General features: G+C 61.6%; 15 protein-coding genes. 5 read left to right on the top strand and 10 right to left on the bottom strand.

Annotated features, from left to right (window positions below; translation table 11 throughout):
• Positions 1–16: 16 nt before the first annotated feature.
• The 4 genes from BLV11_RS00310 to BLV11_RS00295 all read right to left on the bottom strand — a co-directional run bounded on the left by BLV11_RS00310 (position 17) and on the right by BLV11_RS00295 (position 4,403).
• Entirely contained in the window at positions 17–1,201 is a 1,185-nt protein-coding gene (locus BLV11_RS00310) for an MFS transporter (RefSeq protein WP_091810954.1), read from the bottom strand.
• 198 nt (positions 1,202–1,399) lie between these two features.
• A complete protein-coding gene (gene arsJ / locus BLV11_RS00305) occupies positions 1,400–2,587 on the bottom strand; it encodes an organoarsenical effux MFS transporter ArsJ (RefSeq protein ID WP_091810953.1) in 1,188 nt (395 codons plus the stop codon).
• A 1-nt stretch (position 2,588) separates the two neighbouring features.
• Entirely contained in the window at positions 2,589–3,593 is a 1,005-nt protein-coding gene (locus BLV11_RS00300; RefSeq protein WP_091810952.1) for an ArsJ-associated glyceraldehyde-3-phosphate dehydrogenase, read from the bottom strand.
• Positions 3,594–3,638: 45 nt separating this feature from the next.
• On the bottom strand, positions 3,639–4,403 hold the full coding sequence (locus tag BLV11_RS00295; RefSeq protein WP_091810951.1) for a metalloregulator ArsR/SmtB family transcription factor: 765 nt from the start codon (positions 4,401–4,403) through the stop codon (positions 3,639–3,641).
• A 161-nt stretch (positions 4,404–4,564) separates the two neighbouring features.
• Between BLV11_RS00295 and arsH the strand changes: the two genes are divergently transcribed.
• On the top strand, positions 4,565–5,281 hold the full coding sequence (gene arsH, locus BLV11_RS00290) for an arsenical resistance protein ArsH (RefSeq protein ID WP_091810950.1): 717 nt from the start codon (positions 4,565–4,567) through the stop codon (positions 5,279–5,281).
• A 9-nt stretch (positions 5,282–5,290) separates the two neighbouring features.
• Positions 5,291–6,361 carry an ACR3 family arsenite efflux transporter gene (gene arsB, locus BLV11_RS00285; protein WP_091810949.1) on the top strand — a complete coding sequence of 357 codons (1,071 nt, stop codon included), beginning with the start codon at positions 5,291–5,293 and terminating at the stop codon, positions 6,359–6,361.
• Between the two features lie 65 nt (positions 6,362–6,426).
• On the opposite strand, the gene uvrD is transcribed toward arsB, so the two are convergent.
• Entirely contained in the window at positions 6,427–8,592 is a 2,166-nt protein-coding gene (gene uvrD, locus BLV11_RS00280) for a DNA helicase II (protein WP_091810948.1), read from the bottom strand.
• A gap of 84 nt (positions 8,593–8,676) precedes the next feature.
• Positions 8,677–10,131, bottom strand: coding sequence for an NAD-dependent succinate-semialdehyde dehydrogenase (locus BLV11_RS00275; protein WP_091810947.1), 1,455 nt, complete (start codon positions 10,129–10,131; stop codon positions 8,677–8,679).
• Positions 10,132–10,291: 160 nt separating this feature from the next.
• Between BLV11_RS00275 and BLV11_RS00270 the strand changes: the two genes are divergently transcribed.
• The gene (locus BLV11_RS00270; RefSeq protein ID WP_091810946.1) at positions 10,292–11,308 is read left to right on the top strand and encodes a histone deacetylase family protein; all 1,017 of its coding nucleotides are present in this window, start codon (positions 10,292–10,294) and stop codon (positions 11,306–11,308) included.
• Here the strand turns inward: BLV11_RS00270 and thiI are convergent, their stop codons facing one another.
• Positions 11,309–12,763, bottom strand: a complete 1,455-nt coding sequence (gene thiI, locus BLV11_RS00265) for a tRNA uracil 4-sulfurtransferase ThiI (protein ID WP_091810945.1) — start codon at positions 12,761–12,763, stop codon at positions 11,309–11,311. It abuts the gene before it with no gap.
• A gap of 195 nt (positions 12,764–12,958) precedes the next feature.
• Here thiI and ppnN point away from each other — a divergent pair, with 195 nt between their 5' ends.
• Positions 12,959–14,344, top strand: a complete 1,386-nt coding sequence (ppnN, locus tag BLV11_RS00260; RefSeq protein WP_091810944.1) for a nucleotide 5'-monophosphate nucleosidase PpnN — start codon at positions 12,959–12,961, stop codon at positions 14,342–14,344.
• A gap of 39 nt (positions 14,345–14,383) precedes the next feature.
• Here the strand turns inward: ppnN and BLV11_RS00255 are convergent, their stop codons facing one another.
• Positions 14,384–14,713: a c-type cytochrome gene (locus BLV11_RS00255; RefSeq protein ID WP_091810943.1), complete on the bottom strand. Its 330-nt coding sequence runs from the start codon at positions 14,711–14,713 to the stop codon at positions 14,384–14,386.
• Positions 14,714–14,989: 276 nt separating this feature from the next.
• On the opposite strand from BLV11_RS00255, the gene BLV11_RS00250 reads away from it, so the two are divergent.
• Positions 14,990–16,093, top strand: coding sequence for an enoyl-CoA hydratase/isomerase family protein (locus BLV11_RS00250; RefSeq protein ID WP_091810942.1), 1,104 nt, complete (start codon positions 14,990–14,992; stop codon positions 16,091–16,093).
• Between the two features lie 9 nt (positions 16,094–16,102).
• On the opposite strand, the gene BLV11_RS00245 is transcribed toward BLV11_RS00250, so the two are convergent.
• Positions 16,103–16,801: an ankyrin repeat domain-containing protein gene (locus tag BLV11_RS00245; protein WP_091810941.1), complete on the bottom strand. Its 699-nt coding sequence runs from the start codon at positions 16,799–16,801 to the stop codon at positions 16,103–16,105.
• A 77-nt stretch (positions 16,802–16,878) separates the two neighbouring features.
• The gene (locus BLV11_RS00240) at positions 16,879–19,014 is read right to left on the bottom strand and encodes a tRNA(Met) cytidine acetyltransferase TmcA (protein WP_091810940.1); all 2,136 of its coding nucleotides are present in this window, start codon (positions 19,012–19,014) and stop codon (positions 16,879–16,881) included.
• Positions 19,015–19,029 lie beyond the last annotated feature (15 nt).

Raw genomic sequence — 19,029 nt, 5'->3', positions numbered from 1 at the left:
CTGCCGCCCGCCCAGGCTAGCCCTGCGCTGGTTCAGCCCCTGCTCTTGCCAGCGACCATAGCCCGAGCACCGGCCCAGGCACCAGCAGTAATACTGCCCAAACCTCCAGCTGGCCCCACCATCCGCTGGTCAACCAGATGGCCGGCAGGGTCAGGCCAAAACCAACGGCATTCATCACCGCCAGCGACGAGCCCACCGATGCCCGCGGCGCGGCCTCGGCAGCGAGAGCCGAGAACTGGGGCGAATCCGCCACCACGGCCACCCCCCAGACCAAAAGCAAGGCCATCAACACCACCGGCGATACCCCGTTCAGCCAGGGGTATACCAGGCAGACCGTGCCCGATAGCCGAAGCGCCTGCCGCGCCACCCATTCACTGCCTTTTACTCGACTTAGCCAGCCTCCCCCGACACACCCCACGGCTCCGATACCAATCACCGCAAACGCCAGCCATGGAATCAATGCGTCCCCCTCTCCCAGACGCCCCAGCTCGCGGCCAACCAGCAACGGCACCAGGGTCCAGAATGCATAGAGTTCCCACATATGCCCAAAGTAACCACCGGCAACGGCCCGGAATCGGGGCACACGCAAGGCGGCCAGCCCCTGACGCAGAGGGATAGGCCCGCTGCTTTTGGGTAAATGGGGGCCATCCCCCAACAGAAACACCACCGCAGCACCCACTACGGCCAGCAGCGACGCCACCAATAACGGCCACTGCCAGGGCATACCCAGCGTCGCCCCGCGCATCAGGTGCGGCAGCGCAGTACCCAGGGTCAGCATACCCACCAGCCAAGCCAGTGCCACGCCCGAATACTTCGGCGTCCAGGCGATGACCATTTTCATGCCCAACGGATAGATGCCCGCCAGGCAAAGTCCGGTGGCAAACCGCAAAATGAAATCCAGTGCCGGCAGATTCAGGGTCAGCACAAACCCGGCATTGGCCATGGCGCCCAACAGACTTGCCACCGCGAAGATCCGGCTGGCCCCAAAGCGGTCAGCCAGCCCCGTCACCGCAATCGTCAGGGTGCCTGCGATAAAGCCAGCCTGTACCGCCAGAGTCAGCCTGCCCAGATCCGCTTCGGTCAGCCCCAACTCCCGGGACAGGGATAACCAGACTCCATTAACGCTGAACCACAGGGAGGTTCCGAACAACTGGGCAACGACGATCACCGGTAACGGATAACGTCGGAGTAAATCGATCATTACGACCGCCTTTTGTGAGAGGTTCCGTTTCAGAGTCTCATTGAGAGTGCCATAAAGAGCGCCATTGGGAATGGCATTGAAAGTGCCGCCAACCAGGGGATTGAGGGCACCCCTAAGACTATCGTGAGGATGTTTTGAAGGAACATGCGACTTTGGTGCCCAACAGCAGATCGTCCACCGGCGGCCGTCGCGATGGGCTCAGGCCGGTGGCCGCTCTGGCAAGCCCAGTGACAGCAGCGCCGCCATCGCCACCAGTCCGGCAGACATCCACAAACAGGCCTCCAGGCCATAGACCTGATACACCCAACCGGACAGAAGGGTACCCATCAATCGCCCGGCGGCATTAGACATGTAGTAGAAGCCAACATCCAGAGACACGCCATCGCCACGGGCGTAGCTGACGATCAGATAGCTGTGCAGGGAGGAGTTGACGGCAAACAGCACGCCGAACATCAGCAGTCCACCAATTACCACCCACTGCGGCGACCAGCCCGCCATCAGGCCAATGGCGATGGCGGCCGGAACCAGTGCCAGCACCGCCGCCCAGAACACCGCCGTCTGCCGGCTCCCACGACTACCGGTGATCCGTGGCGCAATAGTCTGGATAAAACCATAGCCGATGACCCAGCAGGCCAGAAAACCACCCACTTTCCAGAAATCCCAGCCAAACACCGTGTGCAGGTAGACAGGCAGTGCCACCACAAACCACACATCGCGGGCGCCAAACAGAACCATTCTGGCCGCCGACAGCACATTGATCGCACGACTCTTGGAGAGGATGTCGGTAAATTTCGGCTTGGCCTTGCTCTTGCCCAGCTCCTGTTTGAGCAGGAACAGGCTTGCCAGCCACACCAGACCCAGCGCTAAGGCCATGATCATGACAGCGCCAGTGATTCTTGCCTCCATCAACAACACACCACCGAGAAAGAAACCCACACCCTTGAGGGTGTTCTTGGACCCCGTGAGGAGCGCCACCCATTTGTACAGGGTGCCGTGCTGGGTATCCGGCACCAGCAGTTTGATGCCACTCTTGGCGGACATTTTATTCAGATCCTTGGCGATGCCAGAGAGCGCCTGCGCCGCCATCACCCAGGGTACCGTCAACATTGCCGCCGGGACGGCCAGCATGGCCAGGGCAACAATCTGTAGAAACAACCCGAGATTCATGGTCCGGTTCAACCCCATACGGGCCCCCAGATAGCCCCCCACCAGGTTGGTCACGACCCCGAAGAACTCGTAGAAGACGAACAGCAGGGCAATCTCCAGCGGCGAGTAACCGAGCTGGTGAAAGTGCAGCACTACCAGCATTCGCAGGGCGCCATCGGTCAGGGTAAAAGCCCAGTAGTTACCGGTGATGACCAGATACTGTCGGATTGCAGCCGTCATGTCAGGCGGAACCCACCCTGCGCGCCAGTTCCGCCGTACGGTTGGCATAGCCCCACTCGTTGTCGTACCACGCATAGAGCTTCACCTGAGTGCCATTGACCACCATGGTCGACAGGGCATCGATGATGGAGGAACGGGGGTCGGTCCGGTAATCAATGGACACCAGCGGGCGCTCTTCATACCCCAGGATGCCCTTGAGCTCACCTTCCGCCGCGTCTTTCAGCAGTTGGTTAACCGTATCCCGATCAGTCGGCTGGCTGACCTCAAAGACACAGTCGGTCAGGGAAGCATTGGTCAGCGGTATCCGCACCGCATGACCGTCCAGGCGGCCTTTCAGTTCCGGAAAGATTTCGATGATGGCTGTGGCCGACCCGGTGGTGGTCGGAATCAGCGAGCTGCCGCAGGCACGGGCCCTGCGCAAATCTTTATGCGGCGCATCGATGATGGTCTGGGTATTGGTCAGGCTGTGAATGGTGGTGATGGAGCCGTGCTTGATACCCAGTTTTTCGTGAATCACCTTGACCACCGGGGCCAGGCAATTGGTGGTACAGGACGCCGCCGTGACGATGCGATCGGTAGCCGGATTGAACAGCTCGTCATTCACACCCACCACAATATTCCTGGCGCCGGCCTCCTTGACCGGAGCCGTGACCACGACCCGCTTCACACCTTGATCCAGATAGGGCTGCAAGACGGCAACGGTCTTCATCTTGCCACTGGCTTCGATCACCAGATCACAGCCGGACCAGTCAGTGTCGCCGATGGCCTTATTGTGGGTGACGCGAAGGCGCTGTTCGCCGATCACCATCTCGGCACCCTCGGCACGGGCTTCCCGGTTCCAGCGACCGTGGACACTATCAAAATTCAGCAGGTGCGCCAGGGTGGCCGCGTCCGCCCCCGGATCGTTGATGGCGACAAACTCCATGTCTGGCCATTCCCAGGCCGCCCGCAGCGCGAGACGCCCCATGCGGCCGAAGCCGTTGATACCGACCTTGATCTTACTCATGTTGATACTCTCCAATAACGCTAAAACCGCTCAAATAACCTGAGTTCAGACAACCCGGACAACGGGACGGTCTGACATCCCGTGCAATCGCCGTGTTTCCTGCTCTATAAGCCGGGGGTGGCTGGCTGAAGTCTCATCCAGCACCCGCCTGACCCATGGGGGCAGCTGGGGGTGGAGATCGTAAAATATCCACTGTCCCTGGCGCTCGGTGTCCAGCAACCCGGCCTCCTTCAGGCTCGACAGGTGACGGCTGACCTTGGGCTGGGATGCCGCCAATGCGGTCGTCAGTTCATAGACACACAGTTTTTTCTGCTCGCGAATCAGCAACAACGTGGCCAACCGCAACGCATCCCCCAGCGCCCGGAACACCGTCACCGGGTTATATTCCAACGGTTTCAGGCCTGTTTCCTTTTGATGCACCAAGGCAAACAAGCCGATCCGCTCCCGCAACTCCTTCAGGGTCTGGGCGAAGTTGACGTGCCGGTTACCCGGAACCGGATCCGGAAAATCCCAGGCAATCTGCTGCGCGGGCTGACACAGCGTGCCGCACTCATTGGCCGCCTTTTCGCACAGGGTGATCACGTAGTCCCAGTGCTGGTCCTCCAGGGTCGTCAGCTGCTTGCTGTGGAGGTCATCCACCGGGATGCCGGATTCCTGCAATACCTGTAACGCCAGGGGGTGGGGCCGAGCCGGCTCGGTACCCGCGCTCGCCACTTCAAAACGGTCCCCCGCCAGGTGCTTCAACAGGGCTTCCGCCATCAGCGAGCGGGCACTGTTAGCGGTACAGACGAACAAGACCCGGCGCTTCATATTCGAACTTCCATATATAACAGCTTCTGTATATTTTATTTTTCGGATATTATAGCGGCAAATCGCCGAAGTAAACCCGTTGAACCCTTTGGACAGGCCGACTGCCTGCCCGCCAGCTATCCTTTGGAGAGCTATCCAGCCCTTTGTTTCTGTGGAGCACCATGAGCCATCCAGATCTGCCAAACCTTGATCGCGAACTGTTCGTCGCCCCCACCGCCGATGCCGTGTTTGCCGCCACCCCATCCACCCATCGGCCACGGATTCTGCTGCTCTACGGCTCGCTCCGGGAGCGTTCGTTCAGCCGTCTGGTGGTCGAGGAATCGGCACGGTTGCTGGACGCGATGGGCGCTGAAACCCGCATATTCAACCCCCGCGGCCTGCCCCTGGCCGATGCCGAAGATGCCTCTCATCCGAAAGTTCAGGAGTTGCGTGATCTGGTCAGCTGGAGCGAAGGCATGGTGTGGTGTTCTCCCGAGCGCCATGGCGCCATGACTGGCATCATGAAAACCCAGATTGACTGGATTCCGTTGTCACTGGGAGCGATACGTCCGTCGCAGGGCAAGACCCTGGCAGTGATGCAGGTCTGTGGGGGCTCCCAGTCCTTCAATGCGGTCAACCAACTGCGGGTACTGGGGCGCTGGATGCGCATGGTGACCATTCCAAACCAGTCGTCGGTGGCCAAGGCATTCATGGAATTCGATGACAATGACCGCATGAAGCCCTCGGCTTACTACGATCGCATCGTCGATGTCATGGAAGAACTGATGAAATTCACCCTCCTGGTGCGGGATCGGAGCGATTACCTGACCGACCGTTATTCCGAGCGCAAAGAAAATGCGGCGGACCTGGCAAAACGCGTTAACCAGCGGTCAATCTGAGGAGCTTCGATGAGCCGTCAATCCGACGTATCCACCCCGTCAGAATCTACCGCGGGCATGGGGCGGTTTGAGCGCTACCTGTCGATTTGGGTGGCGCTGGCCATCGTCACCGGGGTTGCCCTTGGCCAGTGGGCGCCCTCGATTCCGGAGACCCTGTCGCGCTTCGAATACGCCCAAGTTTCCATCCCGATTGCAATACTGATCTGGGCAATGATCTTTCCAATGATGGCACAGATCGATTTCAGCGCTGTGGTGGGCGTTCGCAAAGAACCCAAGGGGTTGGCGATCACCACCATCGTGAACTGGCTGATTAAGCCTTTCACTATGTTTGCCATCGCCGGGTTCTTCCTGACCGTGGTGTTCGAACCCTGGATTCCGGCCCCGCTGGCCAGCGAATACCTGGCAGGGGCGATCCTGCTCGGTGCCGCTCCCTGTACCGCAATGGTGTTTGTCTGGAGCTATCTGACCCGCGGCGATGCAGCCTATACCCTGGTTCAGGTGTCCCTCAATGACCTGATCATGCTGTTCGCTTTTGCCCCGATTGTGGTATTCCTGCTGGGCATTTCCGACATTCAGGTGCCTTGGGATACGGTCCTGCTGTCGGTGGTGCTGTACATTGTGATTCCGTTGAGCGCCGGTTACCTGACCCGCCGTATCCTGATCGCCCGCCATGGCCGGCAATGGTACGACGGGATCTTCATGAAACGGCTAGGACCGGTCACACCGGCTGCGCTGATCGTGACGCTGGTGCTGCTATTCGCCTTTCAGGGTGAAGTCATCCTCAACAATCCGCTGCACATTGCCCTGATTGCAGTACCCCTGATCATACAAACCGTGTTCATTTTCTTTCTGGCTTACGGCTGGGCGAGACTCTGGAAAGTGCGCCACTGCATTGCCGCGCCGGGAGCGATGATCGGCGCCAGCAATTTCTTCGAACTGGCCGTGGCGGCCGCCATTGCGCTGTTCGGACTGCAATCCGGCGCAGCGCTGGCTACGGTGGTGGGGGTGCTGGTGGAAGTGCCATTGATGTTGATGCTGGTGGCAATCGCCAACCGCACCCGGGGACGCTTCCCCAACTGAACGTCCAGAGGTATGGGTAACCGGGAACCGGCGGACAAACCGCCGCCCCGGTCCGACAGGCTCCCTCAGCAGGCTTCCAGCGGCGCGTAGGCCAGCACCAGCCACTTGGCGCCTTCGTCGAAATTGACCTGCACCCGGGTGTGATGACCGCTACCTTCGCAATTCATCACCACCCCTTCACCAAATTTCGGGTGGCGCACCCGCTGCCCCAGGCTGAAACCTGCCTGGGCACTGGACTCGCTGGCGAACAGGCTTTCGTTGGGACGAGACACCATCGCCGGCCGACTCACCGTATTACGTAGCCGAACCTCCTGCAGGCAATCCGCCGGAATCTCACGAACAAAACGGGATAAGGCGTGGAACTTCTCCTGGCCATAGATACGACGGGACTCGGCGTAAGTGAGCACCAACTTCTTCATCGCCCGGGTGATACCGACATAGGCCAGGCGGCGCTCCTCCTCCATCCGCCCGGGCTCCTCCACCGACATGCTGTGGGGGAACAGGCCCTCCTCCACTCCGGCCAGGAACACCAGCGGAAACTCGAGCCCCTTGGCGGAGTGCAGGGTCATCAGCTGCACGCTGTCCTCATGGGCATCGGCCTGGGCTTCGCCTGCATCCAGCGCCGCCTGGGCAATAAACTCCGCCAGTGGATCAACGCCCTCTTCCACTTCATAATCCGCCAGCGCGTTGACCAGTTCCTCCAGGTTCTCAATCCTGGCCTGGGCCTTTTCACCTTTCTCGTTGGCGTGGTAGTCCTTGAGCCCGCTGTCTTCAATGGTCTGCTTCATCAGACCGTGCAGGCTGGCATGTCCGACCTTGTCCGCCAAGGCTTCGATAATGTCCATAAAACCCTGCAGACCGGTTTTCGCCCGCCCCTTCACCTGGCCCGCCTGCAGCATGCGCTCGCCAGCTTCCCACAATGAAATGCCCACCTCACCGGCATAGGCCCGCAGGTCGGCCAGACTCTTGGCGCCAATGCCCCGTGGCGGCACATTGACCACCCGCTCGAAGGCAGCATCGTCGCGGCGATAGTGCACCAGACGCAGGTACGCCAGTGCGTTGCGGATCTCCTGGCGATCGTAGAAACGCAGACCGCCGTATACCCTGTAGGGAATGCCCTGCCGCATCAGCGCCTCTTCCAGCACCCGGGACTGGGCGTTGGAGCGATACAGAATCGCGCTTTCACTGCGCAGGTTGCCTTCGGCCACCCAGCTTTCGATGCTGTCGGCGATGTAGTTGGCTTCATCCTGTTCATTAAACGCCGCGTAAAGACTGATTGGCTCGCCTTCCGGGCCATCGGTCCACAACTCCTTGCCCAGCCGGCCCTGGTTGTTGGCGATCACCGAGTTGGCGGCCTTGAGAATCAGCTGGGTAGATCGGTAGTTCTGTTCCAGCCGAACCAGCCGGCCATTGGGAAAGTCACGCTGGAATTGCTGGATGTTCTCGATCTTGGCGCCGCGCCAGCCGTAGATGGACTGGTCATCGTCACCCACAATGGTCAGCGGTACGCGATTGCCCGCCAGCACCTGCAGCCACGCGTACTGAATGGTGTTGGTGTCCTGGAACTCGTCTACCAGAATATGCTGGAAACGACGCTGGTAATGGGCCAGAAGCTCCGGCCGGTGCAGCCACAACTCATGGGAGCGTAGTAACAGCTCGCCGAAATCGACCATGCCGCCCTGCTGACAGAGGGCTTCGTACTGCTGGTAGACCTTCACCATCGTATCGGTGAAATGATCGCCGGGATTGACCTGGATATGACCGGCGCGCAGACCTTCGTCTTTTTGGCCATTGATAAACCACTGCACCTGTTTCGGCGGCCAGCGGCTTTCATCCACCTGCAGCTCACGCATGACCCGTTTCACCAGCCGCAACTGGTCGTCACTGTCCAGCACCTGAAAGTTCTCCGGCAGCCCCGCATCCTGCCAATGGGCGCGCAACAGGCGGTGAGCAATACCGTGGAACGTGCCGAACCAGAGGCCCCGAGCCGGGATGTTCATCATCTGCTCGATGCGATAACGCATCTCCTTCGCCGCCTTGTTGGTAAAGGTAACCGCCAGAATCCCGGTTGGCGGTACCCCATCCACCTGCATCAGCCAGGCAATACGGTGCACCAGCACCCGGGTCTTGCCACTGCCGGCTCCGGCCAGTACCAGCAGGTGGTCGTTCTGGGCGGTGACAGCCTCACGCTGGGCGTCGTTGAGGGAATCGATAATGTGGGAGACATCCATAGAGCGCGTCCGGTACTGGTTAAATGCACAGGACCGGGATTATAACAGGAGAATCCAGCGGTTTCCGGTGACGAGTGCGGGGGATCAATCCCCCCGCGGCACCGTTTGCGGCTCAACAAACTCGAACAGCCCTTCCAGGCCTCCTTCACGACCGATGCCGGAGGCTTTCATGCCACCGAACGGCGCTTCCGGAGCGGGCCCGGTGCCAGTGTTCCAGCCCACATGGCCAAAGCGCAGAGCGGCCGTGACTCGCTGGGCACGCTCGGGGTCAGCGCTGAAGACGTAGGCCGCCAGTCCGAACTCGGTATCGTTGCCCGCAGCGACCACCTCGTCCTCGGATGAGAATGACACCAGCGGAACCAGTGGCCCGAAGGTCTCCTCGCGAAAACAGGCCATGTCCCGGGTAACCCCGGACACCACCGTGGGCGGGTAGAACAGTCCCACGTTGTCGAGACTGCCGGGATCCGGCCCTGCGATCAGGGTGCCCCCAAGAGCCAGGGCATCGCTGACATGGCGGCGCACCTTGTCGAAGCCGGCCTTGTTGATCAGCGGACCAATGTCGACCCCTTCGTTCATGCCATCCCCCACCGTGAGTGCGCTGACCCGTTGCGCCAGCAGTTCGCTGAAACGGGCCATGACGCGGTCATGCACGAAGATACGGTTGGCACAGACACAGGTCTGCCCGCCACCGCGGAACTTGTTGGCCATCAGGTTATCGGCGGCCGCTTCCAGGTCGGCATCATCAAAGACGATGAAGGGCGCGTTTCCGCCCAACTCCAGCGCCAGCTTCTTGACCTGGAGCGCGGTGTCCACCAGCAGGCGTCGGCCCACCTCCGTTGAACCGGTGAACGAGAGCATCGGCACCTCCGGGCTTTCGCACAGCACCTGGCCAATCATACTGGCCTTGCCCATCACCAGGTTGACCATCCCCGGCGGCAGGCTGGTGTGCTCGTCCAGCAGAGTGAACAGCGCAATCATCGTTAGCGGGGTTTCGCTGGCGGGTTTGATAACGGATGGGCAGCCGGCCGCCAGCGCCGCTGACAGCTTCTTGGCGATCATGCCAATGGGAAAATTCCACGGGGTGATCAGGCCAACCACCCCCACCGGACGGTAATGCACCGTCCAGCTGCAGCCCCGGGGCCGCTCGGCCAGGGCGTGGGATTCCAGGGCACCAATGTGGCGGGCGCAATAATCAAAAAAACCGGCGGCGTAATCCACTTCACCACAGGCTTCCGGCAGGGGCTTGCCGTGCTCACTGCAGAGAATCCGGCCCAGCTCTTCCCGATGGGCGGTCAGGGCATCGCGGATCTCCTCCAGCCAGCGCTGGCGCGCCTCGATCGAATAGGGCTGACTGAGTCGTAACGCCGAGCAGCCACTGCGAATGGCTTGCTCAACCTCATCAGCATTCATCGCAGCAACCCTGGCGATCACCTCTCCGTTCGCAGGGTTGAAGACCTCGAAGTTCCGGGTCCCGGAGCTGTCCTGCCATTGGCCGCCGCTATAACCAGCGAGATGCGTCAGCAGAGGAGATTCAATCATCTCGGTTCCTTCTGATGTTGCCGTTCAGTGTTGACCAGGCCAAGGCTGGACACTGGTCGCCTCCCTGTTCATCTTGGTCCCTGAGTTTCTCCCTGTAAAGCCGCCTTGAATCCTGGCATTTGACCGAGTGCCTATACTGGTTGAAAAAGGAGGTTGGCCAATGAAAGCATTTTTTCATCCGTCCCAGGACCTGCACCTGCCGAAGACTTACTTCACCCGGGGCCAGATGCGGCAGCCCCAGGAGGTTCCGGCTCGCACCGAGGTCATGCTGAAAGGGCTGGCCGCGCTCAACGTGCCCCTGCTGACACCGGCAGACCAGGGTGCTGGCACGATTGCCCGGGTGCACGACCTTGGTTATCTGCGGTTCCTGGAGTCGGCCCACCGGCGCTGGATGGCCATGCCCGAGGACTGGGGCGAGGAGGTCATGTCGAACATCTTTGTGCGCTCCCCCAACCCGATGCGCGGCTTACTCGCCGAGGCCGCCCATTACCTCGCCGACGGCAGCTGCCCCATTGGCGCCCATACCTGGGAGGCCGCCTACTGGTCGGCGCAGACTGCGATCGGCGCCGCCGACGCCCTGATGGCGGGCGAGCGCAGCTGTTACGCGGTGTGCCGCCCTCCGGGCCACCATGCCCGCCGGGACGCCGCTGGCGGCTTTTGTTACCTCAACAATGCCGCCATTGCGACGGAAAAGCTGCAGCAACGGTTTCCCCGCATCGCCATACTCGATACCGACATGCACCACGGCCAGGGCATTCAGGAAATTTTCTATCAGCGCAGTGATGTACTGTATGTCTCGATCCACGGCGACCCCACCAATTTCTATCCGGTCGTAGCAGGATTTGAGGACGAGCGTGGCGAGGGCGAAGGCTTTGGCTACAACATCAACCTTCCGATGCCCCACGGTTCACCGGAATCCACCTTTTTTGAACGTCTGGAGGAAGCCCTGACGGCCATCCGGCTGTTCCAGCCCGATGCCCTGGTCCTGCCACTGGGCTTTGATGTCTACCACAACGACCCCCAGGCCAAGGTTGCGGTGACCTCCGATGGCTTCGAGAAACTCGGGGAGCGCGTTCGTCTGGCCGGACTACCGACCTTGGTGATCCAGGAAGGTGGGTATGACCTGGAAGCACTGGCGACCAACGTCCAGCGCTTCTTTCAGGGACTGGAAGGCTGATCAGCGGACCGGACTGTAAACCTTGACGTTGGTGAAGCCCTCGGCCTTGAGATGGCCCGCGTGCATACGGCTCATGGAGCCGCGATCGCAGTAGAGCAGGTATTGGCGGTCGCCAGGCAACCCGGCCATCTTCTGGTTGAGCTCATAGAAGGGAATCTGCAAGACCTCGTTGTTGGTGAGGGTCAGTGGCGCCTGTTCGCTCTCCGACGGATGGCGAACATCAATAATCACGTCCTCCACCCCCGGCGTCGGCACCAGTTCGACATCTTCCGGCGTGGTGAGGGTGTCCATCAGCTTGGCCACCGGGGTTTCCGTGCGCGCCTCGATCGCCCGTTGCAATACTGAGGCATCCATCTGGGCCTCATCATGCAGGACACGGTCAAGCTTGGCCCGAGTGGACGGTTTCTGGGAGATTACCCCACAGTATTCCGGCATCGTGCGGGCAAAGGGCTCGGTCCCGATGTCCTTGGCAATCCGGATGATCTGCTCCTTGTCCATGGAAATCAGCGGGCGCAGCACCACCTGTTCACAGGCACGGTCAACCACGTTGAGGTTGGCCAGGGTCTGACTCGATACCTGGGCCACGGCGTCGCCCATCACCAGCCCCATGGTGTTGTGCTCCCCGGCAACCGCAGAAGCGGCCCGCAGCATCTCACGCTTGAGCACCACACCCCAGTGGCGGTGATTGACCGACTGCATGATCTCTGCCACCACACCGTCAAACGGGACTGAGATGAACTTGGCATGGTGGGAAGAGCCATAGCGCTGCCACAGGTAGTGCACTACCTGACGGACCCCGACCTCATGGGCGGTTCCGCCAAGGTTGAAGAACAGAAAATGGCTGCGCAAGCCACGGCGCATCATCAGGTAAGCCGCCACCGACGAGTCATAGCCACCGGAGATCAGGGTCATCACCGACTCGATGCTGCCCAGAGGATAGCCGCCAGCACCCCGGTGCCGGCGCAGAGCCACCAGAAATTCCTCCTTGCGGACTTCGATACGCACCGTGATGTCCGGATCCTTCAGGCTCACGCCCCGGGCTGTCGAGTTCTGCAGCAGGGCCCCACCCACAAAGCGCTCCAACTCGATCGAGGTAAAGCTGTGTTCGCCCAGACGCTTGGCCCGCACCACGAAGGTCTTGCCTGCCAGGGTCTCGGCAAAGGCTGCCACCGCCTTTTCCGCCACATCTTCCAACGACACCAGCGGGTACACCGCCACTTCCTGGATGGTGGAAATACCGGGGATACGGACCAGCTCATCAACCACCTGGCCAGTCAGTCCACGGCCATCGGGAACGTCCACTGTCACCCGGTCCCAGCCACCTTCAACAACAATTTCCGAATCCAGACGGATCAGGATCTTACGGATATTCTGGCGCAACTGACGCATCTGCTGAAGGCGCACCGGCTTGCTTTTGATGGCAACTTCCGAGGCCGGACGAATCTGGAATTTCATAATGGGAACCGACTATAGACTGACTGGAGGGTGACTGGAGAATGGTTAAGGACGCACCAGGGCCGCCCCCAGTGTTGGCATAGTTTAACCCGATCCGGAAGCACCTCCAAACCACAGCGGTCGCAGCGGATCGAATAAATGGGCTAAGGTTAGAAGGTAGGGGACGCTGTTCTCCCGCCCGAAAAAGGACGATCTATGAAAGAAACCCGAATCAACGCTCTGGTATCCCCGGAAGGCAGCCTTGAAGTCCTGTCCAAGCAGGAAGTTGACCGGCTCAAGGACAAAAGCGAAGGCGGCCTGTACCGACTCTTTCGCCAGTGTGCTCTGGCGGTACTGAATACCGGCATCGAGACCGATGACTGTAAGACACTGATGGAAAGCCACGCCGACTTTGATATCCGGCTGGTGCCCCAACCCCGCGGACTCAAGCTGGAACTGATCAACGCCCCTGCCCACGCCTTTGTTGACGGTTCCATGTTACGGGCCAACCGGGAGCACCTGTTCTCGGTGCTGCGGGACATTCTCTACACCAGTTCGATTCCGCGTACCGCTGATGGCTTCCGCCGCGATGATCCCGAGGACATCACCAACCTGATATTTCACATCCTCCGCAATGCCGGGGTGCTGCAGGCCGGTCGCCAGCCGGATACGGTGGTGTGCTGGGGCGGCCATTCCATCAACCGGGCTGAGTATGACTACAGCAAGGTCGTGGGGCACGAGCTGGGCCTGCGCGGGCTGAGCATCTGCACCGGCTGCGGCCCCGGGGCCATGAAAGGACCGATGAAGGGGGCCACCATCGGCCACGCCAAACAGCGGGTCGCCAACGGCCGCTACATTGGCATCACCGAGCCGGCGATCATTGGTGCGGAAGCGCCCAACCCCATCGTTAACGAACTGGTGATCATGCCAGACATCGAAAAACGCCTGGAGGCGTTTGTGCGCACCGGCCATGGCGTCATTGTGTTCCCGGGCGGGGTTGGAACGGCAGAGGAGATTCTTTACCTGCTGGGTATTCTGCTGCACCCCGACAACCGCGACCTGCCGTTCCCGCTGGTGTTCACCGGGCGACAGGAGAATGCCGAGTATTTTGAGATGATCGATCGTTTCATTCGCCAGGCCCTGGGTGAAGAAGCCGCCAGCAAGTACGACATCATCATCGATGACCCGGTGCGGGTGGCGCAAACCATGAAGCACGGCATCGACGAAGTCGTGACCTTCCGGCGGGCGATGCAGGACGCCTATTACTTCAACTGGATGCTGAATATCGACCCGGTTTTCCAGATGCCCTTTGAGCCAACCCACGAGTCCATGCGGGCATTAGAGCTTCATCAGGATCAGCCGGCACACCTGATTGCCGCCAACCTGAGGAAGGCCTTCAGCGGCATTGTTGCCGGTAACGTCAAGGAACAGGGGATTCGCCAGATTCAGCAGAAGGGTCCGTTCGAGATCTCCGGTGACCCGCAGCTGCTGGCACCGCTGGAACAGATGCTGGAGGCATTCGTGACACAGAACCGGATGAAACTGCCCGGCTCTGTGGCCTACAGCCCCAGTTATCGCATTGTGCAGGGAGCTGCCGCCTGAGTGATCAGGCAGCCCGGTCAGGGCTGCCTGCATCCGCGATCAACCGCCGGCAGGGAGGCTGGCATAGTAGGCCGCCAGGTTGGCGATATCATCGTCGCTCAGGGCTGCCGCCTGGGCCTGCATGATGACCGCGTTACCACCATTACGCTCCTTGGAACGGTAGGCCGTCAGGGCATTGACCAGGTAGGCTTCATTCTGGCCAGCCAGGTTCGGGTACATCGGAATGGCCGCCAAGCCATTCTGGCCGTGACAGGCGGCGCAAACCGCAGCCTTGGCCTTACCCGCATCAACATCACCCGCGGCGCTGACCGCCGGCAGGGCCGCAGCCAGGGCAAACACCCCTGCAACCGTTACGTTCTTCAGGTTCATGGATTATCCCTCTCTATTAATTATTGACCTGCCACTCACTATGTAAGCTGCCACCAGGCTATCAAATCGGCTCTGAAGCCAGGCTTCGGCGGACAGAGTCTCGCCGGGCAGGTTATAACATAGCCCCGACCCGCCTCAAATGCGATAGATCAAGCTACGACTTTGGCACAAGGATCGGACGGCAATCATCCATTCCCGGGCCAGACTGTGGCAAACTGCGGTCATTCCCGAACCGACAATAAACGGCGTACCCACACGCCCGTGGAGAAAGTCTGCATGCCCATTCTGGTTAACGAGCTTGCCTGCCAACAAGGCGTGATCGGCCACATCACCCTGGATTCACCGGCCACCCTCAACGCCCTCAGCGAAGACATGATCACAGACATGCAGGCAGCCCTCGACCAGTGGCGGGACGATGACCGTATTTGCCTGGTGGTGCTGGACGCCAATGGCGACCGGGCCTTCTGTGCCGGCGGCGATATTGTTGCCCTGTACCAAAGTATGACCGGGAGCGGCGACGCAACGGCCGCCCCGCGTTTCTTCGCCCGCGAGTATCAACTGATCCACCACCTCCACTGTTACCCCAAGCCCGTGGTGGGACTGGCCCAGCGGGTGGTGATGGGGGGCGGCATGGGACTGTTGTCCGCCTGCCGCTACCGGTTGGTCACCCCGGATCTGATGATGGCCATGCCGGAAATCACCATCGGCCTGTACCCCGACGTTGGCGCCAGCTGGTTTCTCAACCGCTTGCCAGCCGGCCTGGGGTTGTTTCTGGGGCTGACCGGCGCACGCCTGAACGCCAGCGACGCACTGCGGGTGGGGCTGGCCGATATGGCGGTGCACACGGACGGCAGAGCGCCACTGCTGACCCAACTGCAAAGCCAGAGCTGGACGGGGTCTGTCGCTGCCGACGACAACCGCCTGTACCGGCTACTGAACCAGCTGGACGCGCCCAGCCCCGAGCAACTCCCGGCCAGTCAGCTTGCTGACTATGAACAGACCATAGCCCAGCTCTGCCGCAAGGGTACCCTGCCCGAAGTGGTCGGGCGCCTGCTGTCCCATCCGGACGGTGACGACTGGTGGCGAAGTTGCATCCAGAATCTCCGTTGCGGCTGTCCGGTCACCGCCTGGCTGGTGTCGGAGCAACTGAAACGGGCGCAGCAGATGTCATTGAAGGATATCGTCGAGATGGAGCTGGCCATGGCGCAGGAATGCGTCCGCCGCCCGGATCTCAGGGAAGGAATACGGGCCCGCCTGATTGACCGTGACCAGAAACCGGTCTGGAGCTATCCGCGGGTTGAAGATGTCCCTGCCGAGGTGATCGCGGCCCACTTTGTGCCGGGCTGGGCCGACGACAATCCACCCATGACACTGGACTGATCGCCGGTTTCAGAATTCCGCTCCGGCCTGGAACAGCAGCATCTGCAGATCGTCATTGTGGCTGGCCCGGGCGAGATCCAGCGCGCTGGTTCCGTCCGGCGAGCGGTAGCTGACATCGGCCCCCGCCGCCAGCACCGACTCAGCGGTCAGCAGGTCACCGGCCGCCACCAGATGCATCAGAAGGGAACGGCCATCCTGGCTGACATTGACGTTGGCCCCCGCCGCCAGCAATACCTTGACCACCGACAGCTGACCGGCCCTGGCCGCCACCAACACCGGGGTGCGGCCATCGCGCGCTTCGGCATTCACCGCAGCGCCTGCCGAGAGCAGCATCTGCACCATACGGCGGTCACCCGCCCGAGCAGCAATCATCAGCGGTGTGACACCGTCACGGCCGGCAAGGTCGGCGGACGCGCCACGACTGAGCAGGTACCAGGCGATTTCGCGCTCACTCCGGGTAACGGCCAACGCCAGCGGCGTGCCCTGCTCCGTCACCGTGTTAAGGGCCGCGCCCTGCTCCACCAGCGCCTGTACCTGGGCCAGTTCTCCGCTGCCAACCGCCTGCATCAACGGTGTATCGGCCGCTGCAGCCGCGGCAGGCGTCAGGTTGGCGGGCGTGGGCTGACTGCTGCAACCGCTCTGGCTGGCGAGTCCGAGAGTCACAAGAGCAAGGGTGAGAAAACCGAGGGCAAATCCTTTGGCCGGCATGGTGTGGGTGTCTCTGTCAGTGCGTATCAGAACGCGTGCGATGTTGTTGACGCATTCTGGGCCGTTAGCAACGACAATTACATCGAGCGGTTCACAAGTTCCAGGGTTTCCCGGACCAAAGCCCGCAACAGCTGCTCACCATGACGACGCCCCTGACAATCGCCTGCCGCCTGCAGCTGCGCCCAACTCCAGCCCTGAACCACACCACGACACCACAGCGCTGCGGCCGGCTTGCCGGAAATCGCCACCGCAACACCCGCACAGGCACTGAAACGTCTCAGCACCGGCAACGTCAGTTCAAAACCGCGGCAGCCTTCGGCAAAAGCAAACAACTCAATACGATCCTGCTCCGATAGGTCTGGGCCCGGAGTCAGTTGCGCCATCACTGCCAACACCAGAGGCGGGGCCAGTTGCGGCCATACCGCCGGCACCAGCACCGGCCAGTGCTCGGAAAAACGGCGACCGATGCGCCACTGCAAGTCCACACCGGCAGCGCTCAGCCCCAGCAGGCGCTGCACGGTATATTCGCCACTGCTGGCCTCGCGCTGGAGTCCCAGGCGCACCAGGGGCAGGTGGCAGTTCTGCCAGAACGCCAACAGCTCCTCACTGGCACCGTAGCTGGTTCCGATGGCATCGAGACCGGCGGCGCGGGCATGGTCGCCCGCCGCCGCTACCAGCTTCTGGCCCAGCCCCCGGCGGCGGCAGTCATCCCTTACCGCCACCCGGACCACCCGCAACAGGCGCAGGCAGGCTGCCTCGGCAAAGCCACTGTGATTCGCCAGCGACTGGGGTAACAGATGGCCCCGCAGCCGTCGCTGCCCTGCTGCCACGGCCTGGGCCAGATCTATGGGCAAACCGCCTTCGACCGTGGCCCACAGCACCGCCACCAACTCGCCGTTACAGACGACCCTCCAACTCACCGCCGCCGGATCGTCCAGCCATTGCCGCAAGTCACCGGGCGTCGTGCGGTAATGCGCATCAATCAGTAATCCGAAGGCCGCCTTCAGCTCACTGTCGGAGGCCGAGGCGGGCCTCCAGGGTTCCAGCGTCAGCTCCCCTGTGGCGGCGCCGGCACTGGCCGAAGCGTTGAGCAGAAACAGCTCCGCCGTCAGCCGTTCAAGAGGATCACCCGGCCCCCAACGGATGGGCGCCGACAGGCTGATGGCCTGCCATTGGGGAGTATGTTGCTGCAACTCGGCGCGAAAGCGAATGGCGAAACCGCGACCGGCGCCTTCATAACCATGAACGGTGCTGGCAAAAACACACCGGGGCCAGCCCAGCAGCACTTCCCGCAACTGGCTGGCCGGTATCGCCGCTGCCTCATCCACCAGGACCAGCTCCGCCGACGGCCGCTGCTGCAGCAGTTCATCCAGCGCCCAGAAGCGCAGCGTACCGCCCTCCCTCAGCACCAATTCATTGCTGCCAGTGGCCGCCAGTGCGTCCTCACCCGCAGCTGCCCGGGCATGATGAAACAGCGTGGCCACCGCATCCGGCGACGGTGCGGTCACCACCACCTGTGAACGCCCCGCCTGTAACAACTGCACCGCGGCCATTCCCAGCGCCGCGGACTTTCCGCGTCCCCGGTCCGCGGTAACGACCAATGGACGACGGCGGCGACCCTGACCGGTTCGGACAATGGCCTCGACCAGCTGTTGTTGTTCTGCCGTCGCCGCCGGGGAAAATGGCGGTATGCGCGGCGTCAGCTCCGGCAAGGAGTACGATGGGTCCGTGTCGGCATTCACGCGAATGACATCGGCATCACGCGCGATGAGAGTGGCCAGGCGGCGGGCAAAGGCATGCTCAGGAGCATCGGCAAGACCGGTACGGCCATAGTCCGGATCGGCGAAGGCAGGCCACTGCGCCAGCGGTGGCATCAGCCAGAACCACAGACCACCGGCGTTCAGAGTGCCACCGAACGCGGCCAGACTGTCGGGAGGGTTACCAGACCAGCCGTCCCAGACCAGCACATCCGTGTCCCGACCCAGCCACTGACGTGCCTTGCTCGCGGACACCGCAACCAGATCGGCTGCCACCGGGTCTTGGTGCTGGCCGATCCACAGCCGCACCCCGCCGCTCAGCGCTGCCAGCACCGGGCGCAACCAGGCCAGGCATTGGGCACGTTCGCCTTCCACCAACACCATTCGACGCTGGCCCGCCTGCCGCAACTGGCGCTGGAAGTGGGCCCAGCGGGCGGCCTCAGCCGTGTGGTTCATCAGCAGCGCCCGGCG

This window comes from Marinobacter mobilis (assembly GCF_900106945.1).
Taxonomy (GTDB): domain Bacteria; phylum Pseudomonadota; class Gammaproteobacteria; order Pseudomonadales; family Oleiphilaceae; genus Marinobacter; species Marinobacter mobilis.
The sequence above is the reverse complement of the archived record's forward strand: the minus strand, read 5'-3'. Positions and strand labels throughout refer to the sequence as shown.

Bases quoted from the DNA above. Each gene is read 5' to 3' on its own strand.
- thiI (WP_091810945.1), bottom strand. From the start codon at position 12,763: ATGAAATTCCAGATTCGTCCGGCCTCGGAAGTTGCCATCAAAAGCAAG.
- BLV11_RS00250 (WP_091810942.1), top strand. From the start codon at position 14,990: ATGCCCATTCTGGTTAACGAGCTTGCCTGCCAACAAGGCGTGATCGGC.
- uvrD (WP_091810948.1), bottom strand. From the start codon at position 8,592: ATGGATGTCTCCCACATTATCGATTCCCTCAACGACGCCCAGCGTGAG.
- BLV11_RS00295 (WP_091810951.1), bottom strand. From the start codon at position 4,403: ATGAAGCGCCGGGTCTTGTTCGTCTGTACCGCTAACAGTGCCCGCTCG.
- arsH (WP_091810950.1), top strand. From the start codon at position 4,565: ATGAGCCATCCAGATCTGCCAAACCTTGATCGCGAACTGTTCGTCGCC.
- BLV11_RS00275 (WP_091810947.1), bottom strand. From the start codon at position 10,131: ATGATTGAATCTCCTCTGCTGACGCATCTCGCTGGTTATAGCGGCGGC.
- BLV11_RS00310 (WP_091810954.1), bottom strand. From the start codon at position 1,201: ATGATCGATTTACTCCGACGTTATCCGTTACCGGTGATCGTCGTTGCC.
- BLV11_RS00270 (WP_091810946.1), top strand. From the start codon at position 10,292: ATGAAAGCATTTTTTCATCCGTCCCAGGACCTGCACCTGCCGAAGACT.
- BLV11_RS00245 (WP_091810941.1), bottom strand. From the start codon at position 16,801: ATGCCGGCCAAAGGATTTGCCCTCGGTTTTCTCACCCTTGCTCTTGTG.
- arsB (WP_091810949.1), top strand. From the start codon at position 5,291: ATGAGCCGTCAATCCGACGTATCCACCCCGTCAGAATCTACCGCGGGC.
- BLV11_RS00255 (WP_091810943.1), bottom strand. From the start codon at position 14,713: ATGAACCTGAAGAACGTAACGGTTGCAGGGGTGTTTGCCCTGGCTGCG.
- BLV11_RS00240 (WP_091810940.1), bottom strand. From the start codon at position 19,014: ATGAACCACACGGCTGAGGCCGCCCGCTGGGCCCACTTCCAGCGCCAG.
- arsJ (WP_091810953.1), bottom strand. From the start codon at position 2,587: ATGACGGCTGCAATCCGACAGTATCTGGTCATCACCGGTAACTACTGG.
- BLV11_RS00300 (WP_091810952.1), bottom strand. From the start codon at position 3,593: ATGAGTAAGATCAAGGTCGGTATCAACGGCTTCGGCCGCATGGGGCGT.
- ppnN (WP_091810944.1), top strand. From the start codon at position 12,959: ATGAAAGAAACCCGAATCAACGCTCTGGTATCCCCGGAAGGCAGCCTT.